This is a genomic window from Pseudomonas sp. PDM17 (genome assembly GCF_014851985.1).
In the GTDB taxonomy this organism is placed as follows: domain Bacteria; phylum Pseudomonadota; class Gammaproteobacteria; order Pseudomonadales; family Pseudomonadaceae; genus Pseudomonas.
This window is the reverse complement of record NZ_JACVAT010000003.1, coordinates 484,039-508,404: the sequence shown is the minus strand read 5'-3', so window position 1 is coordinate 508,404 and position 24,366 is coordinate 484,039. Positions and strand designations below refer to the sequence as shown.

Here is a 24,366-nt window from a genome sequence, read left to right as displayed (position 1 = left end):
CGGCCCATGGGGTGGCTCGGGGTAGAATTGGCTTGGTCTATACCAGGAGTTTGCTTTCGTGCTCGCCACTACCCTGGTGCTGCTGGCCGCCCTGCTGCACGCCACCTGGAACACCCTCGTCAAATTCAGCAGCGACCGCCTGCTGGTGGTCGCCTGCATGGACATGGTCGGCCTGGCCGCCGCGCTGGTCCTGCTGCCGTGGATCGAGATTCCTCCCGCCGAGGTCTGGCCCTGGCTGCTGGCCGCCGTGTCGCTGCAATTGGTCTACCGGGTGCTGCTGATCCAGGCCTACAAGGTCGGCGACTTGGGGCTGGTCTACCCGCTGATGCGCGGCCTGTCGCCGCTGGTGGTGCTGGCGCTGACCCTGACCTTCGGCGGCGAGCACCTGAGCGACAAGCAGATCCTCGGCATCCTGCTGATCCCGGTCGGCATGCTGTTCCTGCTCAAGGGCGGGGGCGGCTCGAAGCTGCCGTGGATCGCCTATCCCACCGTGCTGCTGATGGGGGTGTGCATCGGCAGCTATACCTGGACCGACGGCAACGCGCTGAAGCTCTGGCCCAAGCCGCTGGACTACCTGGTCTGGCTGTCGCTGCTGTCCGGCCTGCCATTCCCGCTGGTGGCGCTGGTCGGGCGCACACGGGCCTTCGCCAAGTTCTGGATCAACGACTGGAAGCTCGGCCTGAGCGTCGGTTTCTGCGTGCTGCTCAGCTACGGGCTGGTGCTCTGGGCCATGCAGATGGGTTCCATCGCCGAGGCCGCCGCCCTGCGCGAGACCAGCGTGCTGCTGGTGGTGCTGTTCGGCATGCGCTTCCTCAAGGAGCCCTTCGGCCTGCCACGCCTGGCCGCCTGCAGCCTGGTGCTGGCGGGCATGCTGGTGATGAAACTCTGAGGATTGGCCCGCGCTACGTCGCGTAGCGCCAAGCCGGTCAAGGACGAGGCGTGAGGCGATGACCTAAGCTGCGCGCTTTCCCCTCGACGAGATTCTTTCCATGCCCATTGCCTTCTGGTGCGTCCTGATCGCGATCTTCCTGCCCTATGTCGGTACCAGCCTCGCCAAGTTCACCGGCGGCGGCTTCGGCCCCCGGCAGAACCACGACCCGCGCACCTTCCTCGCCACCCTGGAGGGCTATCGCAAGCGCGCCAACGCCTTCCAGATGAACAGCTTCGAGGTCACCCCGGCCTTCGCCGCGGCGGTGATCATCGCCTACGTGGTGAACAACGCCGAACCCGCCACCATCGACCGCCTGGCCATCGCCTGGGTCACCAGCCGCCTGCTCTACCTGATCTTCTACGTCGCGGACCTGGCGCTGCTGCGCTCGTTGGTCTGGTTCCTCGGCATGGGCCTGATCATCGCGATCTTCGTCGTTTCGGCCTGACCTGTGCGCGCCTGAACGGCGGCTGAACGAAAGGCGCACGGCTGCGGCGGATGGCCGCAGCTGCTTGGGCGTGGTCTGGAACATTCGGACATCGGGGCGGATAATCCGGCGCTTCCGTGAATAGCCGTCCTACAAGAGTCCCCCATGAAGTTGAAGACCCTGCTCGTTCTGCTGCTCGCCGGCACGGCGCTCGCCGGCTGCCATCGCCAGGACCCCAACTCGCCGGAGTACAAGCGCCAGGCGGTGTTCAAGGAGATGCTCAAGACCAGCGAGGACATGGGTGGCATGCTGCGCGGACGCATCCCCTTCGATGCGGACAAGTTCCGCGCGAACTCGACCAAGCTCGGCGAGCTGGCTGACAAGCCCTGGCAGTATTTCCCCACCACCCAGCCGCCGGCGGACAAGGTGGAAAGCGACGACACCCGCGCCAAGGCGGAAATCTGGCAGCGCCAGCTGGAGTTCCAGGCTGACGCCAAGACCTTCCAGCAGGCGGTCCACACCCTGAACGAGAACACCCGCAACGCCGCGCCGACGCCCGAGGGTGTGCGCAAGGACTTCGCCGCGGTGGAAGACGCCTGCGAAGCCTGCCACAAGAAATTCCGCGCGCTCTAAGCGCAGAACAGTGGCGGACCTTGTCCGCCTTCGCGGGCGTGGCCCGCTCCTGCAGGGGCGGGCCGATTCGCGCTTTGGTTACTCCTCCAGCTCGCGCTTGGCCTGCTCCAGTTCGGCGCGGGCTTCGGCCAGCTTGTCCTTGCGCTTCTCGATCTTCTCCGCGTCGCCCTTGTTCATCGCCTTGCGCAGGTCCTTTTCGCGCTGGGCGACTTCCTTCTCGGCATCCAGCACGTTCTGCTTGCGCTCCTGCGTGAGGCTGGCGTCGGTGCAGTAGGTCTTCACCTTCTCCAGCGCGGTCTGCAGGCCGGCGACGCGGTTGCCGTTGCCCTGGGCCTTGGCCTGTTCGAGCTGGGTTTCGATGGCGGCACGCTTGGCCGCGCAGCCGGTCAGCGGTTGCTTGGCGGCATCGGCGGCGAGCAGCGGGTTTGCGCAGCCGAGGGCGAGAATGGCGGCCATCAGGGCAGAGCTTCGGAACATTTTCGGAGTCCTTGGTTACCAAACACTATGACGTTGGAGTCAACGGCTAGAGTTTGCCATGGACGGGCGGGCGAGGGGCTGCCCCAGGACAACTGCGCCAGCTCAATTGCCCCCGTTCGATAGCCTCGGGACAAGGCCGGGACTCGCAAGGCCCGCCAGGCGGGCAAGGAGAGGCGGTATGCGGGTGGCGATGCGGATCGTGCAGGCACTCATCGCACTGCTGGTGCTGGCGCTGCTGGTGGGCGGCTGGTGGTACGTGCCCGGTGAGCTGAGGTTGCAGCCGGTGCTGACCGGCAGCAGCGAAGATGCCTCGGTGCGCCAGGGCGAACGGCGCCGCAGCTATGTCCTTTACGTGCCGCAGAAGCTGGACGAGCGCCCGGCGCTGCTGGTGGTGCTGCACAGCTCGCAGAGCAATGGCGAGCGCATGCGCCGCGACAGCGGCTACCGCTTCGACGCCCTGGCCGATCGCGATGGCTTCCTGGTGCTCTATCCCGATGGTTTCGAAGGGCACTGGAACGACTGTCGGCGGGTGGCTTCCTACAGTGCGCGGCGCCTGAACATCGACGATGTTGGATTCCTCTCGCAGATGATCGAAAGCCTGCAACGCGAGCGCGGCGTCGATCCCGCTCGGGTATTCGTCACCGGTTACTCCAACGGTGGACAGATGGCCCTGCGCCTGGCCGCCGAGGCGCCGGACAAGGTCGATGGCGTCGCCGCAGTGGCTGCCAGCCTGCCGGGCGCCGGCAACGACGCCTGCCGTCCCGCCGAACAGCCCAAGGCCGCGCTGTTGATGAATGGCACGCGTGATCCGATCAATCCTTACGCGGGTGGCCGGGTCACGCTGTTCGGCTTCGGTGATCGCGGCGACGTGCTCTCCGCCGAGGACTCTGCCCTCGCGCTGGCGCGGCGTAACGGCCAGGGCGGCGAGCCGCAGGTGGACAAGCTGACCCAACCGGGCCCGGTGTGGACGCAGCGGCAGCGCTGGGCTGCCGGCGACGGGCCGCCCGTGGAGCTGGTGACGGTGTTCGGCGGCGGGCACCTGATTTCGCAGCCGCTATACCGACCGCCGCGCCTGCTCGGTCAGGTCGATCCGCAACTGGACGGGCCGGCTGAAATCTGGCGCTTCTTCAGCGAGCTGTCACCTGACGAGCCGCCCCACATCGGGCCGCCGTTCTAGAGTTCGATCACCCGGCGGGGCTCGAAGCCGCTGTCCTCGCCGGGATAGGCTCCGGGATTGGCGACGATCCGTCCCCGCCCGACCCGATAGTCCAGGCACTCGTGCACGTGTCCGTGAATCCACAGGTCGCAGCGTTCGGCCAGGCCTTCCAGGTTCGAGGCGAAGGCAGGCGACAGGGCGTCGCCGACGTAGTGCGAGGGAATGGATCGGGCGCTGGGTGCATGGTGCGTCACCACCACCGTCGGGCCGGCGAAGGGTTGATCCAGCTCCGCCGCCAGCCATTCGCAGCTGGCCCCGCAGAGCTCGCGACTCATCTCGGGAGTGAAAGGCTGGGTGAAGTAATCCACCGTGTTGAAATCAGGCATCAGCAACTGCGCCTGCTCACGGGCCAGATCCGACGCGCGTTCGCCGTAGAGCTGGAAGTCCGTCCACAGCGTGGTGCCGAGGAACCGCACGCCGCCGAGGATCACCGCATCCTTCTCGAGGAAGTGGATATCCAGCGCGCGGGCCAGGTTGCGCATGGCCTGGGTCAGCTCGGGCAGGTCGGAATGGTAGAACTCGTGGTTGCCGGCGACGTAGATGATGTCGCTGTCCGGGAATTCCTCCCGCGCCCAGTGCAGGCCTTGCAGATGCTCGTGAATGTCGCCGGCCAGCACGACGACATCCGCAACGGCCGGCGGCAGTTCGCGACGACCGTTGGGAAAGTGTTCGTGGTGGAGATCGGACAGGACTCGCAAGCGCATGGCAGGAAATTGGTCTGTAGGAATGTGCCGAGCATAACGAAGGACGATGCGTTTGACATGGGTCATGGCATTGCCGATGGCCGGCTAAAGACCTTTCGAAATTAAGGGATGATTCAGAAGATTCCTTCAGCTTCCGCTTGGGTTCGCTGCTTTGGCGCCCCAAGGAGGACTCATGAAACTCATCTGGATCGTACTGCTGGCCGTGGCGGCCACCTTTGGCCTGGCGCTGTTCGTCGACCCGCCGGCCGCCCTGGATATCTGGGTCCTGCGCAAGCAGGCCATTCTCTTTACCGGTGTCGCGTCCTTCGCGCTGATGTCGCTGATCATGCTGCTGGCGGTGCGCCCGGTCTGGCTGGAGAAGCCGCTGGACGGCCTCGACCGCATGTACCGTGCGCACAAGTGGGCGGGCATCCTGGCCATCGTGCTGGGCCTTGTGCACTACCTGATGGAACTGGGCGGGCCGCTGCTCGCCGAGTTCATCGCCAAGCCGGCCAAGGGGCCGCGGGTGGAAACCTTCCTCGACGTGTTCCGTGGCTCGGCCAAGGACCTGGGCGAATGGTCGGCCTGGCTGCTGGCGGCGATGCTGGTCATCACCCTCTGGCAACGCTTTCCGTACCACTTGTGGCGCTACGTCCACAAAACCCTTGCGGTGGTCTACCTGGTGCTCGCCTTCCATGGCGTAGTGCTGGCGCCGGCGGGCTATTGGGCTCAGCCTTTGGGCTGGCTGGTGGGGTTCTGTGCGGTGGTGGGCAGCCTCTGCGCGCTCTGGTCGCTCACCGGGCAGATCGGCCGTCGGCGTACCCATGAAGGCGTTGTGGTGGCGATCGAGCGCCCCGGCGAGCGCATGCTGGAAGTCACCTGCAAGCTGCAGGGCAACTGGCAGCATCGCGCCGGGCAGTTTGCCTTCCTCACCTGTGATCGTCTGGAGGGACAGCATCCCTTTACCCTTTCCAGCGGCGACCTGGGCAACGGCGAGGTGCGCTTCAGCATCAAGGCGCTCGGGGACTACACAAAGCGCCTTCAGGGTGCTCTGAAGGTCGGTGATCCAGTGAAGGTGGAGGGGCCTTACGGCCGCTTCGACTTCCGTCGTGACAAGGGCGAGCGGCAAGTGTGGATCGCCGGTGGTATCGGCATCACGCCGTTTCTTGCCTGGCTCGAGTCGCTGCAGGCACGGCCGGAGGACTGTCCGGAAGTGACGCTGCTGTATTGCGTGCGCTCACCTTCCGACGCGATCTACGCCGGGCACCTGCGCGAGCTGTGCGCGAAGTTGCCACGCATTGATCTGCGCGTGCATTACAGCGAAAGCGAAGGCTACCTGCAGGCGGCGGACCTGGGTCTGCAGCCCGGAGCGCAGGGGCGTTGGCCAAGCGTCTGGTTCTGCGGTCCGCAGGCGCTGGCCGAATTGCTGCGCCGTGACCTGCGCCGCCAGGGCATGCCGGGCAGCCGCTTCCACCAGGAAGCCTTCCAGATGCGCTGAGGTGCTCAGAAACCGGAGACGCCGAGGTCGTGCAACCGCTCGCGCAGTTGCACGACTTCCGGTGCCTTGAAGAAGGCTTCCAGTTGCGTCGCGCGGACCTTGCCGACGCCGGGTTGCTCCTGCCACTGCGGCGCGCTGCGGGTGGCCAGTGCGGACCAGTCTTCTCCCGCCGGATGGGCGTTCGGCGAGGGCGCGCCGAGAGCGCGCAGCCAGACAGCGAACGAGCGTTGGCGAGCCAGCCCGAACTGCTGGTGCAGGCTGGCGGCGCTGCGCTCGCCCAGCCCAGGCACCTGGCGCAGTTGCTCCGGGGTCAGCGTCATCCAGTCGAGTAGTCCCGCCAGCAGGCCGGCTTCGTGCAGGCGCCGCCAGGTGCCCGGACCGACGCCAGATAGTCCCAGGCCGCTCTTGCCGCTCAGCCATTGCAGGCGGGCGAGGAACTGTTCAGCGCAGCCGTCGGTGGGTTGCCAGCAGGAGAGGGCGTTGAACTGCTCGTCCTTGGGTACAGCCAGTTCAGGGCGAATCGGCGAGCGCCAGACCACGCCGTCCAGGCGAGGGATGGTCAGCCCGGCGAGGGCGATGGCGATCTGATCGCCGGGCCGGATATCGAGGCTGCGCCAGCGCTTGAGCGAGCCGGTGGCGACCCGCTGGATGGTCCGCCCATCCAGTTCCACCGGGGCGAGATGCAGCACCGGCGTCACCCGCCCGCTGCGACCGACCTTGAACTCCACGCGCCGCACCTCGGCCAGTGCCTGTTGATGCGGGTACTTCCAGGCCACCGCCCAGCCCGGTGCCTGTGCGCTCCAGGCCTTGCCCGGCGGCCGGCGGCCCTGGCGGATGACGATGCCGTCGCTGGCGAACGGCAGGGGCTGGCGATACCAGCGTTCGCGCCAGGCTTCGATTTCGGGCTGCCCTGCCACCGCCTCGGTCAGCTCGGCGCTGTCGCCGAATCCCAGTCGGCGCAGGCGTGCCAGGCGCCCGGGCATCTCCAGTGGGCCGTCCGGCAGCTCCCAGACGAACAGGCCGATTTGCGTTCCTTCGTCGCCAAGTTCCTTGCGCGCCATCAGCCCGGCGACCCTGCCGCGTGCGCCCGCACCGCCCTTCAGCGCCTGCACATGCTGCGGAAGGCGCCAGTACAACTCGCCTTGCAGCACCAATTCGCCGCCCGTGCCGGGCAGTTCCTTGGGGATTGCGGCAATCCGCTGCGCATTGGCGGTCCAGTCCTGCCCGCGGGTGCCGTCGCCGCGGCTGATCGCCTGGGCAAGCCGGCCGTTGCGGTAGACGAGCGTGACCGCCACGCCGTCGACCTTGGGCTGCACCCAGAGATCGCTGCGGTTTGCCAGCCAGGTGCCCACGGCCGAGGCGTCGGGAAGCTTGTCGAGGCCTGTGTGGACGAAGGGGTGGCGAACCTCCCCGGCACTGCTGGCCAGCGGCGATTCTGGGGTGGCAGAGGCTCGCGGGAAGCACGCCTGCCATTGGCGCAGGCGCTCGCGGGCCTGGTCGTAGAGTTCGTCGGCGACCGGTGATTGGCCGTCTCGGTGGTAGTTGTCATCCCACTGCCGCAGCTGTGCGCGGAGCGCGTCGATCTGCCGGGGTGCCTGCTTGGCCGGCCAGTCGGGGCAGGCATGGGCGAGAAGGGGAGGGAGCAGTAGAAGGGCGAGGGCAAGGCGAAGCATGGCGAGCGTCCGGGCAGCGGAAATCCGCAAGGCTAGGACTGGGACGCAACACTCGGCGCTGGGATGGCTGTGGATTCTTCGCGAGGGTTTGTGGGAGCGCAGAAACGAAAAAGCCCCGCCGAGGCGGGGCTTTTCCTGCTACCGGGTCTTACAGGCCGGCGGCATCACGCAGGGCGGCAGCCTTGTCGGTGCGCTCCCAGGTGAAGGCGGTGAAGGTGTCGTCACCGTAGGTCATCTCGAACGGGTTGCGACCGAAGTGGCCGTAGGCCGCGGTCGGCTGGTACATCGGGTGCAGCAGGTCGAGCATCTTGGTGATCGCGTACGGGCGCAGGTCGAAGTGCTCGCGGACCAGTTGGATGATCTTGTCATCGCTGATCTTGCCGGTGCCGAAGGTGTTAATCGAGATGGAAGTCGGCTGGGCCACGCCGATGGCGTAGGACACCTGGATTTCGCAGCGCTCGGCCAGGCCGGCGGCAACGATGTTCTTGGCCACGTAGCGGCCGGCGTAGGCTGCGGAACGGTCGACCTTGGACGGGTCCTTGCCGGAGAACGCGCCGCCGCCGTGACGGGCCATGCCGCCGTAGGAGTCGACGATGATCTTGCGACCGGTCAGGCCGCAGTCGCCCACCGGGCCGCCGATCACGAAGTTGCCGGTCGGGTTGATGTGGAACTGGGTGTCCTTGTGCAGCAGTTCGGCCGGCAGGACATGCTTGATGATCAGCTCCATCACGCCTTCGCGCAGGTCGGCCAGCGACACTTCCGGGTTGTGCTGGGTGGACAGCACCACGGCGTCGATGCCGACCACCTTGCCGCCTTCGTAGCGGCAGGTGACCTGGCTCTTGGCGTCCGGGCGCAGCCAGGTCAGCAGGTTGGACTTGCGCGCCTCGGCCTGGCGCTCGACCAGGGCGTGGGAGAAGCGGATCGGGGCCGGCATCAGCACGTCGGTTTCGTTGCTGGCGTAGCCGAACATCAGGCCCTGGTCGCCAGCGCCCTGGTCTTCCGGCTTGGCGCGGTCGACGCCCTGGTTGATGTCCGGGGACTGCTTGCCGATGATGTTCATCACGCCGCAGGTGGCGCCGTCGAAGCCGACGTCGGAGCTGGTGTAGCCGATGTCGCAGATCACGTCACGGACAATCTGTTCCAGGTCGACCCAGGCGCTGGTGGTGACTTCGCCGGCAACGATGGCGACGCCAGTCTTGACCAGCGTTTCCACGGCCACGCGGGCGTGCTTGTCCTTGGCGATGATGGCGTCGAGCACCGCATCGGAGATCTGGTCAGCGATCTTGTCCGGATGGCCTTCGGAGACGGATTCGGAGGTGAAAACAGAGTATTCGCTCATCTAACGGTTCCCATTCAATTACCGGTGGGTGAGGACGCTTCGCGAATCCGGTTTGGCGAAGTGCCGTACCTGGATCTGAAAGCCATTACGTAAACCGATGTAAACACTTTCGCCGGACGCGAGCCCGGCGGCGTCGGCCCAGTGGGCCAGGTCTTCCTGTTCGAACCCCAGCCAGAGATCACCGCAGGCCTCGCGGGCCCAGCTCTGGTCGTGGCTGCAGAGTTCGGTCACCAGCAGGCTGCCACCGGGTTTCACCAGGTGTGCCAGCTGCTTCACGGCCTCCGCCGGCGCGGCGAAGTGGTGCAGCACCATATTCAGCACCACGCAGTCCGCCGCATCGTCGACATCCTGCAGGGCATCGCCCAGCCGCAGCCGGACGTTGTTCAAACCTTCGCTGGCGCAGCGTTGCCGCGCCATGTCGAGCATGGCCTCGCTGTTGTCCAGCGCCGTGACCTGGCCGAAACGCCGGGCCAGTTCGGGGAGGAATCCGCCGTCGCCGGGGCCGACTTCCAGCGCCGTGGCGCCGGGGTCGAAGCTCAGTGCATCGAGCAGCGCCAACACGCTTTCGCGGTATTGCGGCAGTCCTGCGATCAGGTCCTGGGTCGCCTGGAACTTCTCCGCGCTGCGGGCGAAGAAATCACGGCTGACGGCGGCACGCTGGGCGTGTACGCCATCGATGCGGGCGCTGACCACATCGGCCAGTGCCAGTTCGTCCACTTCTTCGAGCAGCGCACCGTGCAGCGTGCCGCCCAGGCTTTCGCCCTGGGGCAGGGCGCGGCGATAGAAGATCGCGTTGCCTTCGCGGCGGGTGGCGACCAGGCCGGCCTGGGCCAGCACCTTCAGGTGGTGGCTCATGCCCGACTGGCGGACGCCGAAGATATGCGCCAGCTCCAGCACGCCGAACGAGTCGTTGGCCAGCACCCGCAGGACATTCAGCCGCAGCGGATCACCGCCGGCCTTGCACAGGGCAGCCAGCTGGTCGCAATCGTCATGGCGGATTTCGGGCAGGCGCAGACTCATAGGTCGGGCAGTCTAGTCGTGGCTTCCGGGGTGGGCAATAGCTGTATCAAAAAGTTTTGATATTGGCGGATGAGCGGTTTTTGACCAGTTGAATGCCCCCTGCGCGTGCCTTGCATCAGGCATCTGCCGATCTGTCATTGCCCCGCGGGGCCCGGCTGGGCGAAAATACCGGCCTTTTTTCATTCCCTTCGATCTTTCGAAGCAGCCCCCGCAGGAGATTAGCGATGCCCAGCCGTCGTGAGCGAGCCAACGCCATCCGCGCACTGAGCATGGATGCCGTGCAGAAAGCCAACAGCGGCCATCCCGGCGCCCCCATGGGCATGGCGGATATCGCCGAAGTCCTCTGGCGCGACTTCCTCAAGCACAACCCGAGCAACCCGCAGTGGGCTGACCGTGACCGCTTCGTGCTGTCCAACGGCCACGGCTCGATGCTGATCTACTCGCTGCTGCACCTCACCGGTTACGACGTCACCGTCGATGACCTGAAGAACTTCCGCCAGATGCACTCGCGCACCCCGGGTCACCCGGAGTATGGCTACACCGCCGGCGTCGAGACCACCACCGGCCCGCTGGGCCAGGGCATCGCCAATGCCGTGGGCATGGCGCTGGCCGAGAAGGTGCTGGCCGCCCAGTTCAACCGTGACGGCCACAGCATCGTCGACCACTACACCTACGCCTTCCTGGGCGACGGCTGCATGATGGAGGGCATCTCCCATGAAGTCGCTTCGCTGGCCGGCACCCTGCGCCTGAACAAGCTGGTCGCCTTCTACGACGACAACGGCATCTCCATCGATGGCGAAGTCCACGGCTGGTTCACCGACGACACCCCCAAGCGCTTCGAAGCCTACGGCTGGCAGGTGATCCGCAACGTCGACGGGCATGACGCCGACGAGATCAAGACCGCCATCGAGACCGCCCGCAAGAGCGATGTGCCGACCCTGATCTGCTGCAAGACCATCATCGGCTTCGGCTCGCCGAACAAGCAGGGCAAGGAAGAAAGCCACGGCGCCGCCCTGGGCGTCGACGAAGTGGCCGCCACCCGCGCCGCGCTGGGCTGGAACCACGCGCCGTTCGAAGTCCCGGCGGACATCTACGCCGAGTGGAGCGCCAAGGACACCGGCGCCACCCGTGAAGCCGAGTGGAACAAGCGCTTCGCCGCCTACCAGGCCGCGCACCCGGAACTGGCCGCCGAGTTCGAGCGCCGTGTTGCCGGTGAGCTGCCGGCCGACTTCGCCGAGAAGGCTGCCGCCTACGTCGCCGACGTCGCGCTGAAAGGCGAGACCATTGCCAGCCGCAAGGCCAGCCAGAACGCCCTGAACGCCTTCGGCCCGCTGCTGCCGGAACTGCTGGGCGGCTCCGCCGACCTCGCCGGTTCCAACCTGACCCTGTGGAAAGGCTGCAAGGGCGTGACTGCCGACGACGCAAACGGCAACTACCTGTTCTACGGCGTGCGCGAGTTCGGCATGAGCGCCATCATGAACGGCGTGGCCCTGCACGGCGGCTTCATCCCCTACGGCGCGACCTTCCTGATCTTCATGGAATACGCCCGTAACGCGGTGCGCATGTCCGCCCTGATGAAGCAGCGCGTGCTCTACGTGTTCACCCACGACTCCATCGGTCTGGGCGAAGACGGCCCGACCCACCAGCCGATCGAGCAGCTGGCCAGCCTGCGCCTGACCCCGAACCTGGACACCTGGCGCCCGGCCGATGCCGTGGAATCCGCGGTGGCCTGGAAGTACGCCATCGAGCGTGCCGACGGTCCGTCCGCGCTGATCTTCAGCCGCCAGAACCTGCCGCACCAGCCGCGCGACGCCGCCCAACTGGCCGACGTGGCCCGTGGCGCCTACGTGCTGAAGGACTGCGACGGCGAGCCGGAACTGATCCTGATCGCCACCGGCTCCGAAGTCGGCCTGGCCGTCCAGGCGTTCGACAAGCTCAGCGCCGAAGGCCGCAAGGTGCGCGTGGTCTCCATGCCGTCCACCAGCGTCTTCGACCAGCAGGACGCCGGCTACAAGCAGGCCGTGCTGCCGGTGCAGGTCGCTGCGCGTATCGCCATCGAAGCCGCCCACGCCGACTACTGGTACAAGTACGTCGGCCTGGAAGGCCGTGTCATCGGTATGACCACCTTCGGTGAGTCGGCCCCGGCCCCGGCGCTGTTCGAGCACTTCGGCTTCACCGTCGAGAACGTGCTGGAAGTTGCCGCCGAGCTGCTCGAAGCCTGACGAGCGCCTGAGCCTGCCGGGGCCTATCAGGCCCCGGCAGCGATCACCAAGGGATAACAATGTCCAAGCGCCCTTACCGAGTTGCCCTCAACGGCTACGGCCGTATCGGCCGCTGCGTGTTCCGTGCCCTGCACGAACGCGGCGCCAAGGCTGATTTCTCCATCGTCGCGCTGAACGACCTGGCGGACCTGGCCAGCCTGGAATACCTGACCCGCTTCGACTCCACCCATGGCCGATTCCCCGGCGAGGTGAGCGTGGCCGACGGCTGCCTGCATGTCGGCGGCGACTGTGTGAAGGTGTTCCGCGAAGCCGAACCCGAGGCCATCGACTGGCGCGCCCTGGACATCGACCTGGTGCTGGAATGCTCCGGCGTCTACAACACCCGCGCCGACGGCGAGCGCTTCCTCGGCGCCGGTGCGCCGCGGGTGCTGTTCTCCCAGCCGATGGCCAGCGAGGCGGACATCGACGCCACTGTGGTCTTCGGCATCAACCAGCAGGGCCTCTCCGGCGCCGAGATGCTGGTGTCCAACGCCTCCTGTACCACCAACTGCAGCGTGCCGCTGCTCAAGCTGCTGAACGAGGCGGTGGGCATCGAGTACGTCTCGATCACCACCATCCACTCGGCGATGAACGACCAGCCGGTGATCGACGCCTACCACCACGAAGACCTGCGCCGCACGCGCTCGGCCTTCCAGTCGGTGATCCCGGTGTCCACCGGGCTGGCGCGTGGCATCGAGCGCCTGCTGCCGGAACTCGCCGGACGAATCCAGGCCAAAGCCATTCGGGTGCCGACGGTGAACGTCTCAGCCCTGGACATCACCCTGCAGGTCTCCCGCGATACGTCCGCCGAGGAGATCAACCGCGTGTTGCGCCAGGCCGCCACCGAAGGCCCGCTGAAAGGCCTGCTGGCGTACACCGAGCTGCCCCACGCCAGCTGCGATTTCAATCACGACCCGCACTCGGCCATTGTCGATGGCAGCCAGACCCGCGTTTCCGGCCCCCGCCTGGTGAACGTGCTGGCCTGGTTCGACAACGAGTGGGGGTTCGCCAACCGCATGCTCGACACTGCAGGGCACTTCCTGCGGGTCGCCGCTACCGAACGTTAATCAAACAGCCCCAACAGGACTGACTGTCATGACCGTGTTGAAGATGACCGACCTCGACCTCCAAGGTAAGCGCGTACTGATCCGCGAAGACCTCAACGTTCCGGTGAAGGACGGTGTGGTCAAGAGCGACGCGCGCATCCTGGCCTCGCTGCCGACCATCAAGCTGGCCCTGGAGAAGGGTGCGGCAGTGATGGTCTGCTCGCACCTGGGCCGACCGACCGAAGGCGAATTCTCCGCCGAGAACAGCCTGCAGCCGGTCGCCGACTACCTGTCCAAGGCCCTGGGCCGCGCCGTGCCGCTGGTCAAGGATTACCTGGGCGGCGTCGAAGTGAAACCGGGTGAAGTCGTGCTGTTCGAGAACGTGCGCTTCAACAAGGGCGAGAAGAAGAACGCCGACGAGCTGGCCCAGCAATACGCCGCCCTGTGCGACGTATTCGTCATGGACGCTTTCGGCACCGCCCACCGCGCCGAGGGGTCCACCCACGGCGTGGCCAAGTTCGCCAAGGTCGCCGCCGCCGGCCCGCTGCTGGCCGCCGAACTGGATGCCCTGGGCAAGGCCCTGGGTAACCCGGCGCGCCCGATGGCGGCCATCGTCGCCGGCTCCAAGGTGTCCACCAAGCTCGACGTGCTGAACAGCCTGGCGCTGATCTGCGACCAGCTGATCGTCGGCGGCGGCATCGCCAACACCTTCCTCGCCGCGGCCGGCCACAAGGTCGGCAAGTCGCTGTACGAGGCCGATCTGGTCGATACCGCCAAGGCCATCGCCGCCAAGGTCAGCGTTCCGCTGCCGGTGGACGTCGTGGTTGCCAAGGAATTTGCCGAGACCGCCGTCGCCACCGTCAAGGATATCGCTGACGTGGCCGATGACGACATGATCCTGGACATCGGTCCGAAGACCGCCGCCCAGTTCGCCGAGCTGCTGAAGACCTCCAAGACCATCCTGTGGAACGGACCGGTTGGCGTGTTCGAATTCGACCAGTTCGGCGAAGGCACCAAAACCCTGGCCAAGGCCATCGCCGAAGGCTCCGCCTTCAGCATCGCCGGCGGTGGCGATACCCTGGCGGCGATCGACAAGTACGGCATCGGCGAGCAGATCTCCTACATTTCCACCGGTGGTGGCGCCTTCCTCGAGTTCGTCGAGGGCAAGGTCCTGCCGGCCGTGGAAGTGCTGGAGCAGCGCGCCAAGGCCTGATCCGGGCGACACGGCCGGGCGACAGTAAAGCAAACCTCTGCGGCATCACCGGGTCACAAGCCTTGTACGGATGCCAAGGAGAACGGTCATGCGAGCTGTCACCCCTCTGCTGTCGTTTTGCCTCGTGCTGGTCGGCTGTGCCGGAAGCGGTGGAGCCCCCAGTACCTGTGAAGTGATGAGCCCGCCCCCGGTTATGGTGCCTTCGGACCAGAACCGCGAGCGGGTGGATAGCCAGAGCAGCGGCGATCCGACGCCCGAGCAGAAGCCGGTTAACTGCCCCTGAGGCAGCGGCCTGGCGGCCGGGATCACGATCTGACAGTACCGCCCGCGCCCCGGCGCAGGCGGTACTGGCGTTCCTGCGGCGGGACGGGCAATCTGGCGCATTGGATATCCGGCGGCGCGTCCGCCCGAAGGAGAATCGCCCGATGCTGCGTTATCTCGTCCCGGCCCTGGCGCTTGCGCTGGTGGCGGGTTGTTCCAGTCACTCGGCAGGCGGCAAGTCCGCTGCGGGGGGCGACTGGAACCACTGGCTCTGCGACAGCGAGGCCGAAGTGGGGTGGCGCTACGTTGACCCCAGCAAGTCGGTCGTCGATCTGAAGCTGGGAGAGGATGACGTGGTTCATCACCTGGAAGAGGAACCCGGCGGCTCCGGCGCTTTCTATAGCGACGGGCTGATCGGCTTGAGCATCAAAGGCGACCAGGGCCTGGTCTACTGGGTCGAGAGCAACGACCTGATCGGCCGCGGTTGCAAGGCGCGCTGAGCGCCGACTGTCCGGCACGCGCCGGAAGACTTGAACACGGCCTGCCCCTGCGGCAGGCTTCCAAACATGTAGTTAAGGGGCTCGTGCAACCGAGCCTGACTTCTGGGAGAAGCGAAGACCATGGCACTCATCAGCATGCGCCAAATGCTGGACCACGCCGCCGAGTTCGGCTACGGCGTTCCGGCTTTCAACGTCAACAACCTCGAGCAGATGCGCGCCATCATGGAAGCGGCCGACAAGACCGATTCCCCGGTGATCGTGCAGGCCTCCGCTGGTGCCCGCAAATACGCCGGTGCGCCCTTCCTGCGCCACCTGATCCTCGCGGCCATCGAAGAATTCCCGCACATCCCGGTGTGCATGCACCAGGACCACGGCACCAGCCCTGACGTCTGCCAGCGCTCCATCCAGCTGGGCTTCTCCTCCGTCATGATGGACGGCTCGCTGAAGGAAGACGGCAAGACCCCGGCCGACTACGACTACAACGTCCGCGTCACCCAGCAGACCGTTGCCTTCGCCCACGCCTGCGGCGTGTCCGTGGAGGGTGAACTGGGCTGCCTGGGCTCCCTGGAAACCGGCATGGCCGGTGAGGAAGACGGCGTTGGCGCCGAAGGCGTGCTGGACCACAGCCAGCTGCTGACCGATCCGGAAGAAGCCGCGGACTTCGTCAAGAAGACCCAGGTCGATGCCCTGGCCATCGCCATCGGCACCAGCCACGGCGCCTACAAGTTCACCAAGCCGCCGACCGGCGACGTGCTCTCCATCGAGCGCATCAAGGAAATCCACAAGCGCATCCCCAACACCCACCTGGTGATGCACGGCTCCTCCTCGGTGCCGCAAGAGTGGCTGAAGGTGATCAACGAGTTCGGCGGCGACATCAAGGAAACCTACGGCGTGCCGGTCGAGGAAATCGTCGAAGGCATCAAGCACGGCGTGCGCAAGGTCAACATCGACACCGACCTGCGCCTGGCCTCCACCGGAGCCATCCGCCGCATGATGGCCGAGCAGCCGAGCGAGTTCGACCCGCGCAAGTTCTTCGCCCAGACCATCGTCGCCATGCGCGATATCTGCATCGCCCGCTACGAAGCCTTCGGCACCGCCGGCCATGCCTCCAAGATCAAGCCGATTTCCCTGGAAGGCATGTTCCAGCGTTACGCCAAGGGTGAGCTGGTGTCGAAGGTCAACTGATCCCGCGCCTGGTCCCTGCTCTGTTCCATAAGAGCTGAAGAGCCCCGCCCTGCGGGGCTCTTTCGTATTCGCCAGAAGGAAATTGCCGATGCTGCGTGCGTTGTTTTGTGTCCTGCTGCTGACGCTTCTCAGCGCTTGTTCGCTGCGTCCGGCCGCGCCTGTTGCGCCGCCGGCCGAGCCGCCGGTGGACCTGCCGGTGGACGCACAGAACTGCCTGACCCATCAGGAGTGCACGCTGAAGACCTCGCGCACCCTGCTGTTCGTCTTCGACTATGCCGAGGCGGGCGCAGCCCTGGTAGAAAACGAGAAGCGCGTACTCAGCACGCCGGAAAAGGCGCCGAAGAAAGGCTGGCCGGCGATCCGCATCCAGCTCGCCGATCCGGATGGTGGCCGCTTCGAGTTCTCCAGCGAATGCCGGCAGAAGCGCTGCCGTATCAAGGAATCGCGTCTGCTCAGCTGCTACCGTAGTTACCTTGATGGAAAGACCACTCTCGACGGCAAGGCCTGCCGGTTCCGCTGAGCGCTGGTGCTCGGGCCGGGCGGGCTCTGGAGGCACGATGACGGATGTACATGGCAGTGCGCAGGAAGGTTTCTCCCGTGAAGCGAAGGCCTACGCCCATGGGCGCCCGGACTATCCGGACGAGCTGCTGGGCTGGCTCGGCGAAGAGCTGGGCATCGGTGCCGGCAAGGAAGTGGTCGACCTCGGCGCAGGTACCGGGAAGTTCACTTCCTTGTTGTTGCGCACCGGTGCGCAGGTCACCGCCATCGAGCCGGTGGCGGCCATGCGCGAGCAGCTCGGCGCTTCACTGCCCGTCGTGAAGGTGCTCGATGGCACAGCCCAGGCGATGCCGCTGGTGGCGGAAAGCGTCGATGCGCTGACCTGCGCCCAGGCCTTCCACTGGTTCGCCGACGAGCGGGCGCTCGAGGAAATCCATCGCGTGCTGCGGCCGGGCGGCCACCTGGGGCTGGTCTGGAATGTGCGCGACGAGCGCGTCGACTGGGTTGCCCAGGTGACGCGCATTCTCGAACGCTACGAAGGCAGCACGCCGCGCTTCCACACCGGGCAGTGGCGCCGCGCCTTTGCCGGGTCGCGCTTCGAAGACCTGCGCCTGCGCGAATTCAGCTACCAGCACATCGGCCCGCCGGAGCAGGTGATTGTCGCGCGTACCCTGTCGGTGAGCTTCATCGCGGCGTTGCCCGACGAGCAGAAGCAGCGGGTCGCCGAGCAACTTCACGAGCTGATCGCCACGCACCCCGCGCTGAAGGGGCGCAGCGAAGTCGCCTTCCCCTATCGCACCGAGGCCTACAGCACCCGCGCGCTGGCCTGACCGGGGAATGCGGTAGACTGGTGGGCGTTTCCTCCGCCAGTCGTATCCCATGCAGCCGCTTCGCTATCTCCAGGCCTATCCGCCACAACTTCAGGATCAGGTGCGCCAGCTCATCGAGCAGGACCGCCTCGGCGAGTACCTGGAGCGCCGCTATCCGGGTCGTCATGACGTGCAGAGCGACAAGGCGCTGTACGGCTACGCCATGGACCTCAAGCAGCAGTACATGCGCACCGCGCCCGCGGTGGACAAGGTGCTCTACGACAACAAGCTGGACGTGGTGCAGCGTGCGCTGGGCCTGAACACGGCGATCTCCCGCGTGCAGGGCGGCAAGCTCAAGGCGAAGAAGGAAATCCGCGTCGCCTCGCTGTTCAAGGACGCGGCCCCTGAATTCCTGCAGATGATCGTCGTCCACGAACTGGCGCACCTGAAGGAGCGCGATCACAGCAAGGCCTTCTACCAGCTCTGCGAGCACATGCTGCCCGGCTATCACCAGCTGGAGTTCGACCTGCGTGTCTATCTGACCTGGCGCGACCTGCCTCAGTAGTACAGTCGCCCCAGGTAGAGCAGCCCCAGGCACCACGGCAGCAGCAGGGCGAAGCCCAGATAGCGCAGCGCCGTGCGCGGGCCGCTCTCGCCCCGGTTCAGCCAATTGACGCCCGCCAGCACCAGCGCATAGGTCGCCAGGCCTGCCAGCAGCCATTCGTACTGCTCCGTCGTGGGCGAAACCGGCCCGAGGTGGGTATGGGTGAGGTGCCATGCGCAAAGAGCGATTGCCGGCACCAGTAGGGCCGATGCCACCAGGACTCGCCCGGCGAGGCGCAGCAGGAAGGCGATCAGCATCCCAGCCAGGCCGGCGCTGGCGATCAGCACGGCAAACAACTGGTCGAGATAGACGAGATCGGGTGCGGGTTCGAGCGAGCGGGGTTGCGCGAGCAGGCGCAGCAAGGGTGCGCCGAGCAGAAGGGCGATCAGGCAGAACAGCCAGCCTGGCAGGGCGCGTGGCATGCGAAGCTCCTGATGAAGTTGCTGCGGGAAGCCCCTGACGCGCCGGATGGGGTCGGTCGCCTGGGGTTGTTCGCCGCCGCAAAGCCCAGATTAATCAATGATTTGGCGAAATGCCATAACTTTGTCGGGAATGATTCCCGAAAATGAGAAGGCCCCTCCGGGGAGGGGCCTTTCTATCAGAACAGGTCGATCGGCGCTTCTTCGTCCGCCGGCATGCCGCTGCCGGGAGCGCTGCCGGGCGCCAGTTCGTTCATCGATGGCGGCGTGTCTTCGTTCTTGAACAGTTCGAAGTACGCGCCTGGGGTGCCCGGAGGCGCAGCACGGCCGGTGACCGGGTCGATGCGCAGGCTGACCAGGCCGGGCGGCTCGGGCAGCAAGTGCGACGGCTTGTCTTTCAGCGCCGCGCCCATGTAGCGCATCCAGATCGGCAGGGCGACGTTGCCGCCGTATTCGGCGCGGCCGAGGCTTTCCGGCTGGTCGAAGCCCACCCAGACGGTGGTCATGTAGTCGGCGTTGAAGCCGGAGAACCAGGCGTCCTTGGACTCGTTGGTGGTGCCGGTCTTGCCCGCCAGATCATCGCGCTTGAGCGCCAGTGCGCGACGGCCTGTGCCGCGCTTGATCACGTCCTGCAGCATGCTGGTCATGATGTACGCGGTACGTGCATCGATGACGCGTTCGGCGGCCGCTGGCTCGATGGTGGTCTTGGCCTGGCTCGGGTCGTCGTTGCCGAAGGCGTCGGTGGCGGCCGGTTGCGGCTGCGCCTGCACCTGTTCCTCGTTCTGCGGAATGCTCGGCGGGTTGGCCTGGTAAAGCACCTGCCCGTCGCGGCTTTCGATGCGCTGCACGATGTAGGGCGCGACCTTGAAGCCGCCGTTGGCGAAGACGGTCCAGGCGCTGGCGATCTCCATCGGGGTCAGGGTCGCGGTGCCCAGGGCCATGGACAGGTTCGGCGGCAGGTCGTCCTTGTTCAGGCCGAACTTGCTGATGCAGTTGCGTGCGCGGTCGACGCCCAGGGCCTGGAGGATGCGGATCGATACCATGTTGCGCGACTTGTAGAGCGCCTCGCGCATGGGGATCGGGCCGAGGAAGGTGTTGGTGTCGTTCTTCGGACGCCAGACCTTGTCCAGGTACTCGTCATAGAACACCACCGGGGCGTCATTGATCAGCGAGGCGGCGGTGAAGCCGTTGTCCAGCGCACAGCTGTAGATGAACGGCTTGAAGCTGGAGCCGGGCTGGCGACGGGCCTGGGTGGCGCGGTTGTAGTTGCTCTGCTCGAAGGAGAAGCCGCCCACCAGCGCCATGATCGCGCCGTCCTGCGGGTTGAGCGACACCAGGGCGCTCTGCGCGGCGGGCACCTGGGTGAGGCGCAGCGAGCCGTCGTCCTTGCGCTGTACGCGGATCACGTCGCCGGCCTGCACCACGTCGCTGGGCTGGCTGGGCATGCGGCCCATGCTGTTGTTGCTCAGGTAGGGGCGGGCCCATTTCATGCCGTCCCAGCTCAGGACTTCTTCCTTGCCGTCGCGGGTCATGACCATGGCGCCGCTTTTCTCGACCTGGGTGACGATGGCTGGTTCCAGGCCGCCCAGCGGACGCTGCTGCGCGATGGCCTGGCGCCAGGCGTCACGAGTCTTGCCCGGGAGACGCGTCTCGGGGCCGCGGTAGCCGTGTCGCTGATCGTAATCCTGCAGACCTTCGCGCAGGGCGGTGTTGGCGTCTTCCTGCAGGTCGCTGCGCACCGTGGTGTAGACGCGATAGCCCTCGGTGTAGGCATCGCCACCGAAGCGGCCGACCAGTTCGGCGCGGGCCATCTCGGCGATGTATGGGGCCGCCAGCTCCGGAGTCTGGACGTGGTAGGACGCACCAACAGGCTCCTGGATAGCGGCCTGATAACGCGGCTGGTCGATGAAGCCGAGCTTGAGCATGCGCTCAAGAATCCAGTTGCGACGCTCCAGGCTGCGTGCGGCGTTGGCCAGCGGGTTGTAGCGCGACGGTGCCTTGGGCAGGCCGGCGATCATCGCCATCTGCGCCAGGCTCAGGTCCTTGATGGACTTGCCGTAATAGACCTGGGCGGCGGCTTCGACGCCGTAGGCGCGGTTGCCCAGGTAGATCTTGTTGACATAGAGCTCGAGGATCTCGTCCTTGGTGAGCGAGCGCTCGATCTGCAGGGCGAGCAGAATCTCGTTGATCTTGCGGGAGAAGCTTCGCTCGTTGGTGAGGAAGTAGTTCTTCGCCACCTGCATGGTGATGGTACTGCCGCCGGTCTGGATGTGGCCGGTTTTCAATAATTGCGCGGCAGCACGCATCAGGCTTTTGACGTCCACGCCATAATGGTTGGCGAAATTGTCATCTTCAGCCGATAACAGTGCGTGGGTGAAATCCGGGGGGATTTCAGCAAATCGAATCGGCGTTCGGCGCATCTCGCCAAACTCTGCTATCAATTTGTTATCAGCACTGTACACGCGCAGCGGCATCTGCAGCCGCACGTTGCGCAAGGCCTCCACGGACGGGAGGTTCGGGCTGAGGTACAGATAGGCGCCGCTGAAACTGAGCAGCACTCCACAAATAATGGTGACGCAGGTCCACCACAGAAACTTCAGCAGGCGCATCGGGAAGGTCTTGGATTTCCAGGGAAAAGAAAGAGTTAAGCGGATGGCGCGGTAAAAAGGGAAAAGCTGATCACATTATAAGCAGTTTTTTTGCTGGCGAGCCATTTGCGAAGCTGTCAAGTCTGGTATCTAATGTGGAAAAACATAAATCGTCCGTAAGTCTCGGATGCTGATAGGAAATCAGTCGTGCTAGGGCTCTTCAATAAGAAAGCGAACACGCTGCTGGGGATAGACATCAGTTCGACTTCGGTCAAACTTCTCGAATTGAGCCGCTCTGGAGGCCGCTACAAGGTAGAGGCCTACGCTGTCGAGCCGCTCCCGCCCAATGCAGTGGTAGAAAAGAACATCGCTGAGCTGGAGGGTGTCGGCCAGGCGTTGTCACGTGTGGTCGCCAAGGCGCGGACCGCAGTGAAGACGTCTGCGGTCGCGGTTGCCGGCTCGGCGGTCATCACTAAAACCATCGAGATGGATGGCGGACTCTCGGACGACGAGCTGGAGAATCAGCTCAAGATCGAGGCCGACCAGTACATCCCCTATCCCCTCGAAGAGGTCGCGATCGACTTCGAGGTGCAGGGCACGTCCGCACGCAACGCGGATCGCGTCGATGTTCTTCTCGCCGCATGCCGGAAGGAGAACGTCGAGGTGCGCGAAGCTGCGCTGGCGCTCGCGGGCCTGACGGCCAAGGTCGTCGACGTCGAAGCCTACGCGCTGGAGCGAGCGTTCAGTCTGCTGGGAGACCAGTTGGGCGGCAATGCCGACGAGCTCACAGTTGCGGTGGTCGATATCGGCGCCACCATGACCACGCTGAGCGTCCTGCACCATGGCCGCACCATCTATACGCGTGAGCAGCTGTTCGGCGGGCGTCAGCTCACCGAGGAGATCCAGCGTCGCTATGGGCTGTCGGTCGAGGAAGCGGGTCTCGCCAAGAAACAGGGCGGTCTTCCGGATGACTACGACAGCGAAGTGCTGCAGCCGTTCAAGGACGCCGTGGTTCAGCAGGTGTCGCGTTCGCTGCAGTTCTTCTTCGCGGCCGGCCAGTTCAATGATGTGGACTACATCCTGCTGGCGGGAGGCACTGCGTCCATTCCTGACCTGGATCGCCTGATCCAGCAGAAGATCGGCACTCCGACCCTGGTGGCCAACCCTTTCGCGGACATGGTGCTGAGCGGCAAGGTCAACGCTGGTGCGCTGGCCAGTGATGCGCCCGCGCTGATGATTGCCTGCGGTCTGGCGATGAGGAGTTTCGACTGATGGCACGCATCAACCTATTGCCGTGGCGGGAGCAGCTGCGCGAGGAACGCAAGCAGCGCTTCCTGGTGATCCTGGGTGCCGTTCTGCTGGCTTCCGGGGCGATCGTTTTCCTGGGGGATCAGTACTTCAACTCTGCCATCGAGAACCAGGCTGCGCGCAACGACTTCCTGCGCAAGGAAATCGCCGTGCTGGATGCGCGCATCAAGGAGATCAGTGAGCTGAAGACCCGTCGCCAGCAATTGCTGGAGCGGATGAAGATCATTCAGGACCTGCAGGGTAACCGTCCGATCATTGGCCGGGTGTTCGACCAACTGGTCCGCACCTTGCCTGATGGCGTCTACTTCACTGAGTTGAAGATGGCCGGGAAGTCCATTGCCATTGCCGGCGCGGCCGAGTCCAACAACCGCGTCTCCAACCTCATGCGCAACCTCGATTCGTCGGAATGGCTGACTTCGCCGAACCTGACCGAAGTGAAGGCTGTCACCCAGGGCGCCCTGGATCAGGCAAACGTCTTCCAGTTGACGGTGCAGCAGACCCAGCCCGGTAGCGAGGAACAGGACAAGCAGAGTACCCCGCAAGGAGCCAAGAAATGAGTCTGGCCAGTTCTCTTGAGAGCTTGCGCAAGGTCGATATCAACGATCTTGACCTGAATAACCTTGGTTCCTGGCCGGCAGCAGTCAAGGTCATCGCCTGTATCCTGCTGATGGCCGTGGTTCTCGCGCTTGGCTACAACTTCCATCTGAAGGACCTGCAGGACCAGCTCGACCGCAATCGCCAGGAAGAGCAGACCCTCAAGCAGCAGTTCTCGACCAAGGCCTTCCAGGCGGCGAATCTGGAAGCCTACAAGGTGCAGATGAAGGAGATGGAAGAATCCTTCGGTGCCCTGCTGCGTCAGCTTCCGAGTGATACCGAGGTGCCCGGCCTGCTGGAAGACATCACCCGCACCGGCCTGGGTAGCGGTCTGGAGTTCGAAGAGATCAAGCTGCTGCCGGAAGTGACTCAGCAGTTTTATATCGAGCTCCCGATCCAGATCAGCGTCGTAGGCGGATACCACGACCTGGCGACCTTCGTCAGTGGCGTGTCCAGCCTGCCGCGGATCGTCACGCTGCATGACTTCGACATCAAGCCGGCGAGTTCGGACAGCACCTCCAAGCTGCGCATGAGCATCCTGGCGAAAACCTATCGGTACAACGACAAGGGCGTGAAGGCAACTGCCCCGGCGGCTGGAGCGAAGACAGGAGCTAAGAAATGAGGGGGCGCCTGATCATTTGCAGTTTCCTGCTCCTGACCTTGAACGGTTGTGGTTCGGGTAGTGATTTTGCCGACCTGCAGGGTTACATGGACGAAGTCCGCGCTCGCCCGAAGGGGACGATCGAGCCGCTGCCCAAGTTCCAGACCTACGAGGCCTTTACTTATAGCGCTTCATCCCTGCGCAGCCCGTTCCAGCCGCCGGTGAAGATCGACCTGGCGGTCAAGCAGAAGGGCAACAGGGTCATCAAGCCCGATGAGACGCGGGTCAAGCAGTTCCTCGAAGGCTTCAACATCGAAACCTTTGAAATGGTCGGCACCCTGGCCAAGGACAGTCAGGTATTTGCCCTCGTGAAAGGTGCAGGAGGGGTGCATCGGGTGCGAGTGGGTGACTACCTTGGGCGTAACGACGGCAAGATCGTTGCGATCAACGAAGCCAAGATCGACGTGATTGAAATCGTTCCTGATGGTGAGGGTGGCTGGCTGGAGCGTCCGCGCAGTCTGACTCTCAAGGAACGCTCCTAAGGGCGGGGATGAACATGGATAACAAACAGCAGTCTGCACGACG

General features: G+C 65.2%; 24 protein-coding genes. 17 read left to right on the top strand and 7 right to left on the bottom strand.

The window, feature by feature from the left end:
• The first annotated feature begins 58 nt into the window (after window positions 1-58).
• The 3 genes from IB256_RS12535 (at window position 59) to IB256_RS12525 (ending at window position 1,988) form a co-directional block, all read left to right on the top strand.
• Entirely contained in the window at window positions 59-889 is an 831-nt protein-coding gene (locus IB256_RS12535) for an EamA family transporter (protein ID WP_192293209.1), read from the top strand.
• A 100-nt stretch (window positions 890-989) separates the two neighbouring features.
• Window positions 990-1,376, top strand: a complete 387-nt coding sequence (locus IB256_RS12530; protein WP_151188562.1) for an MAPEG family protein — start codon at window positions 990-992, stop codon at window positions 1,374-1,376.
• Between the two features lie 144 nt (window positions 1,377-1,520).
• Window positions 1,521-1,988: a c-type cytochrome gene (locus tag IB256_RS12525; RefSeq protein ID WP_192293207.1), complete on the top strand. Its 468-nt coding sequence runs from the start codon at window positions 1,521-1,523 to the stop codon at window positions 1,986-1,988.
• A 78-nt stretch (window positions 1,989-2,066) separates the two neighbouring features.
• Here the strand turns inward: IB256_RS12525 and IB256_RS12520 are convergent, their stop codons facing one another.
• The gene (locus IB256_RS12520) at window positions 2,067-2,465 is read right to left on the bottom strand and encodes a DUF1090 domain-containing protein (protein WP_192293205.1); all 399 of its coding nucleotides are present in this window, start codon (window positions 2,463-2,465) and stop codon (window positions 2,067-2,069) included.
• Between the two features lie 178 nt (window positions 2,466-2,643).
• Between IB256_RS12520 and IB256_RS12515 the strand changes: the two genes are divergently transcribed.
• A complete protein-coding gene (locus IB256_RS12515; RefSeq protein WP_192402767.1) occupies window positions 2,644-3,642 on the top strand; it encodes an alpha/beta hydrolase family esterase in 999 nt (332 codons plus the stop codon).
• Here the strand turns inward: IB256_RS12515 and IB256_RS12510 are convergent.
• Window positions 3,639-4,385 (bottom strand): metallophosphoesterase family protein, encoded by a 747-nt coding sequence (locus tag IB256_RS12510; RefSeq protein WP_192293200.1) that lies wholly within the window; start codon window positions 4,383-4,385, stop codon window positions 3,639-3,641. The genes IB256_RS12515 and IB256_RS12510 overlap by 4 nt on opposite strands.
• Window positions 4,386-4,557: 172 nt before the next feature.
• Between IB256_RS12510 and IB256_RS12505 the strand changes: the two genes are divergently transcribed.
• Window positions 4,558-5,862: a ferric reductase-like transmembrane domain-containing protein gene (locus IB256_RS12505; protein ID WP_192402766.1), complete on the top strand. Its 1,305-nt coding sequence runs from the start codon at window positions 4,558-4,560 to the stop codon at window positions 5,860-5,862.
• 5 nt (window positions 5,863-5,867) lie between these two features.
• Here IB256_RS12505 and ligB read toward each other — a convergent pair whose 3' ends face one another.
• The 3 genes from ligB to IB256_RS12490 form a co-directional block, all read right to left on the bottom strand.
• Window positions 5,868-7,535 carry an NAD-dependent DNA ligase LigB gene (ligB, locus tag IB256_RS12500; protein ID WP_192402757.1) on the bottom strand — a complete coding sequence of 556 codons (1,668 nt, stop codon included), beginning with the start codon at window positions 7,533-7,535 and terminating at the stop codon, window positions 5,868-5,870.
• Window positions 7,536-7,683: 148 nt separating this feature from the next.
• Complete coding sequence (metK, locus tag IB256_RS12495) at window positions 7,684-8,874, bottom strand: methionine adenosyltransferase (protein ID WP_192293187.1); 1,191 nt, start codon at window positions 8,872-8,874, stop codon at window positions 7,684-7,686.
• Between the two features lie 18 nt (window positions 8,875-8,892).
• A complete protein-coding gene (locus IB256_RS12490) occupies window positions 8,893-9,894 on the bottom strand; it encodes an ArsR/SmtB family transcription factor (protein ID WP_192402755.1) in 1,002 nt (333 codons plus the stop codon).
• Between the two features lie 224 nt (window positions 9,895-10,118).
• On the opposite strand from IB256_RS12490, the gene tkt reads away from it, so the two are divergent.
• The 8 genes from tkt (at window position 10,119) to IB256_RS12450 (ending at window position 18,232) form a co-directional block, all read left to right on the top strand.
• Entirely contained in the window at window positions 10,119-12,116 is a 1,998-nt protein-coding gene (tkt, locus tag IB256_RS12485) for a transketolase (RefSeq protein ID WP_192293183.1), read from the top strand.
• Between the two features lie 59 nt (window positions 12,117-12,175).
• Complete coding sequence (gene epd / locus IB256_RS12480) at window positions 12,176-13,222, top strand: erythrose-4-phosphate dehydrogenase (RefSeq protein ID WP_192293181.1); 1,047 nt, start codon at window positions 12,176-12,178, stop codon at window positions 13,220-13,222.
• 28 nt (window positions 13,223-13,250) lie between these two features.
• Window positions 13,251-14,414: a phosphoglycerate kinase gene (locus tag IB256_RS12475; RefSeq protein WP_138213924.1), complete on the top strand. Its 1,164-nt coding sequence runs from the start codon at window positions 13,251-13,253 to the stop codon at window positions 14,412-14,414.
• A 425-nt stretch (window positions 14,415-14,839) separates the two neighbouring features.
• Window positions 14,840-15,175, top strand: a complete 336-nt coding sequence (locus IB256_RS12470; protein WP_192402753.1) for an MliC family protein — start codon at window positions 14,840-14,842, stop codon at window positions 15,173-15,175.
• Window positions 15,176-15,295: 120 nt separating this feature from the next.
• Entirely contained in the window at window positions 15,296-16,360 is a 1,065-nt protein-coding gene (fba, locus tag IB256_RS12465) for a class II fructose-bisphosphate aldolase (protein ID WP_138213927.1), read from the top strand.
• A gap of 88 nt (window positions 16,361-16,448) precedes the next feature.
• Window positions 16,449-16,880, top strand: a complete 432-nt coding sequence (locus IB256_RS12460) for a hypothetical protein (RefSeq protein ID WP_192293175.1) — start codon at window positions 16,449-16,451, stop codon at window positions 16,878-16,880.
• A 37-nt stretch (window positions 16,881-16,917) separates the two neighbouring features.
• The gene (locus tag IB256_RS12455; protein ID WP_192293174.1) at window positions 16,918-17,688 is read left to right on the top strand and encodes a class I SAM-dependent methyltransferase; all 771 of its coding nucleotides are present in this window, start codon (window positions 16,918-16,920) and stop codon (window positions 17,686-17,688) included.
• Between the two features lie 49 nt (window positions 17,689-17,737).
• Window positions 17,738-18,232 (top strand): YgjP-like metallopeptidase domain-containing protein, encoded by a 495-nt coding sequence (locus IB256_RS12450; protein ID WP_081515415.1) that lies wholly within the window; start codon window positions 17,738-17,740, stop codon window positions 18,230-18,232.
• On the opposite strand, the gene IB256_RS12445 is transcribed toward IB256_RS12450, so the two are convergent.
• Together IB256_RS12445 and IB256_RS12440 are read right to left on the bottom strand one after the other, a co-directional pair.
• The gene (locus tag IB256_RS12445; RefSeq protein WP_192293172.1) at window positions 18,226-18,693 is read right to left on the bottom strand and encodes a hypothetical protein; all 468 of its coding nucleotides are present in this window, start codon (window positions 18,691-18,693) and stop codon (window positions 18,226-18,228) included. The two genes, IB256_RS12450 and IB256_RS12445, sit on opposite strands and share 7 nt — an antisense overlap.
• 176 nt (window positions 18,694-18,869) lie before the next feature.
• Complete coding sequence (locus IB256_RS12440; protein ID WP_192402751.1) at window positions 18,870-21,299, bottom strand: penicillin-binding protein 1A; 2,430 nt, start codon at window positions 21,297-21,299, stop codon at window positions 18,870-18,872.
• A gap of 186 nt (window positions 21,300-21,485) precedes the next feature.
• On the opposite strand from IB256_RS12440, the gene IB256_RS12435 reads away from it, so the two are divergent.
• Genes IB256_RS12435 through pilP form a run of 4 tightly spaced genes read left to right on the top strand, consistent with a single transcriptional unit; the run spans window position 21,486 to window position 24,323 of the window.
• Window positions 21,486-22,550: a pilus assembly protein PilM gene (locus tag IB256_RS12435; RefSeq protein ID WP_017520515.1), complete on the top strand. Its 1,065-nt coding sequence runs from the start codon at window positions 21,486-21,488 to the stop codon at window positions 22,548-22,550.
• On the top strand, window positions 22,550-23,143 hold the full coding sequence (pilN, locus tag IB256_RS12430; RefSeq protein ID WP_192293168.1) for a type 4a pilus biogenesis protein PilN: 594 nt from the start codon (window positions 22,550-22,552) through the stop codon (window positions 23,141-23,143). The genes IB256_RS12435 and pilN overlap by 1 nt, the downstream gene beginning before the upstream one ends.
• The gene (pilO, locus tag IB256_RS12425) at window positions 23,140-23,802 is read left to right on the top strand and encodes a type 4a pilus biogenesis protein PilO (protein ID WP_192293166.1); all 663 of its coding nucleotides are present in this window, start codon (window positions 23,140-23,142) and stop codon (window positions 23,800-23,802) included. Before pilN ends, pilO begins: the two co-directional genes overlap by 4 nt.
• Entirely contained in the window at window positions 23,799-24,323 is a 525-nt protein-coding gene (pilP, locus tag IB256_RS12420) for a type 4a pilus biogenesis lipoprotein PilP (RefSeq protein ID WP_192293164.1), read from the top strand. Before pilO ends, pilP begins: the two co-directional genes overlap by 4 nt.
• Window positions 24,324-24,366: the final 43 nt, after the last annotated feature.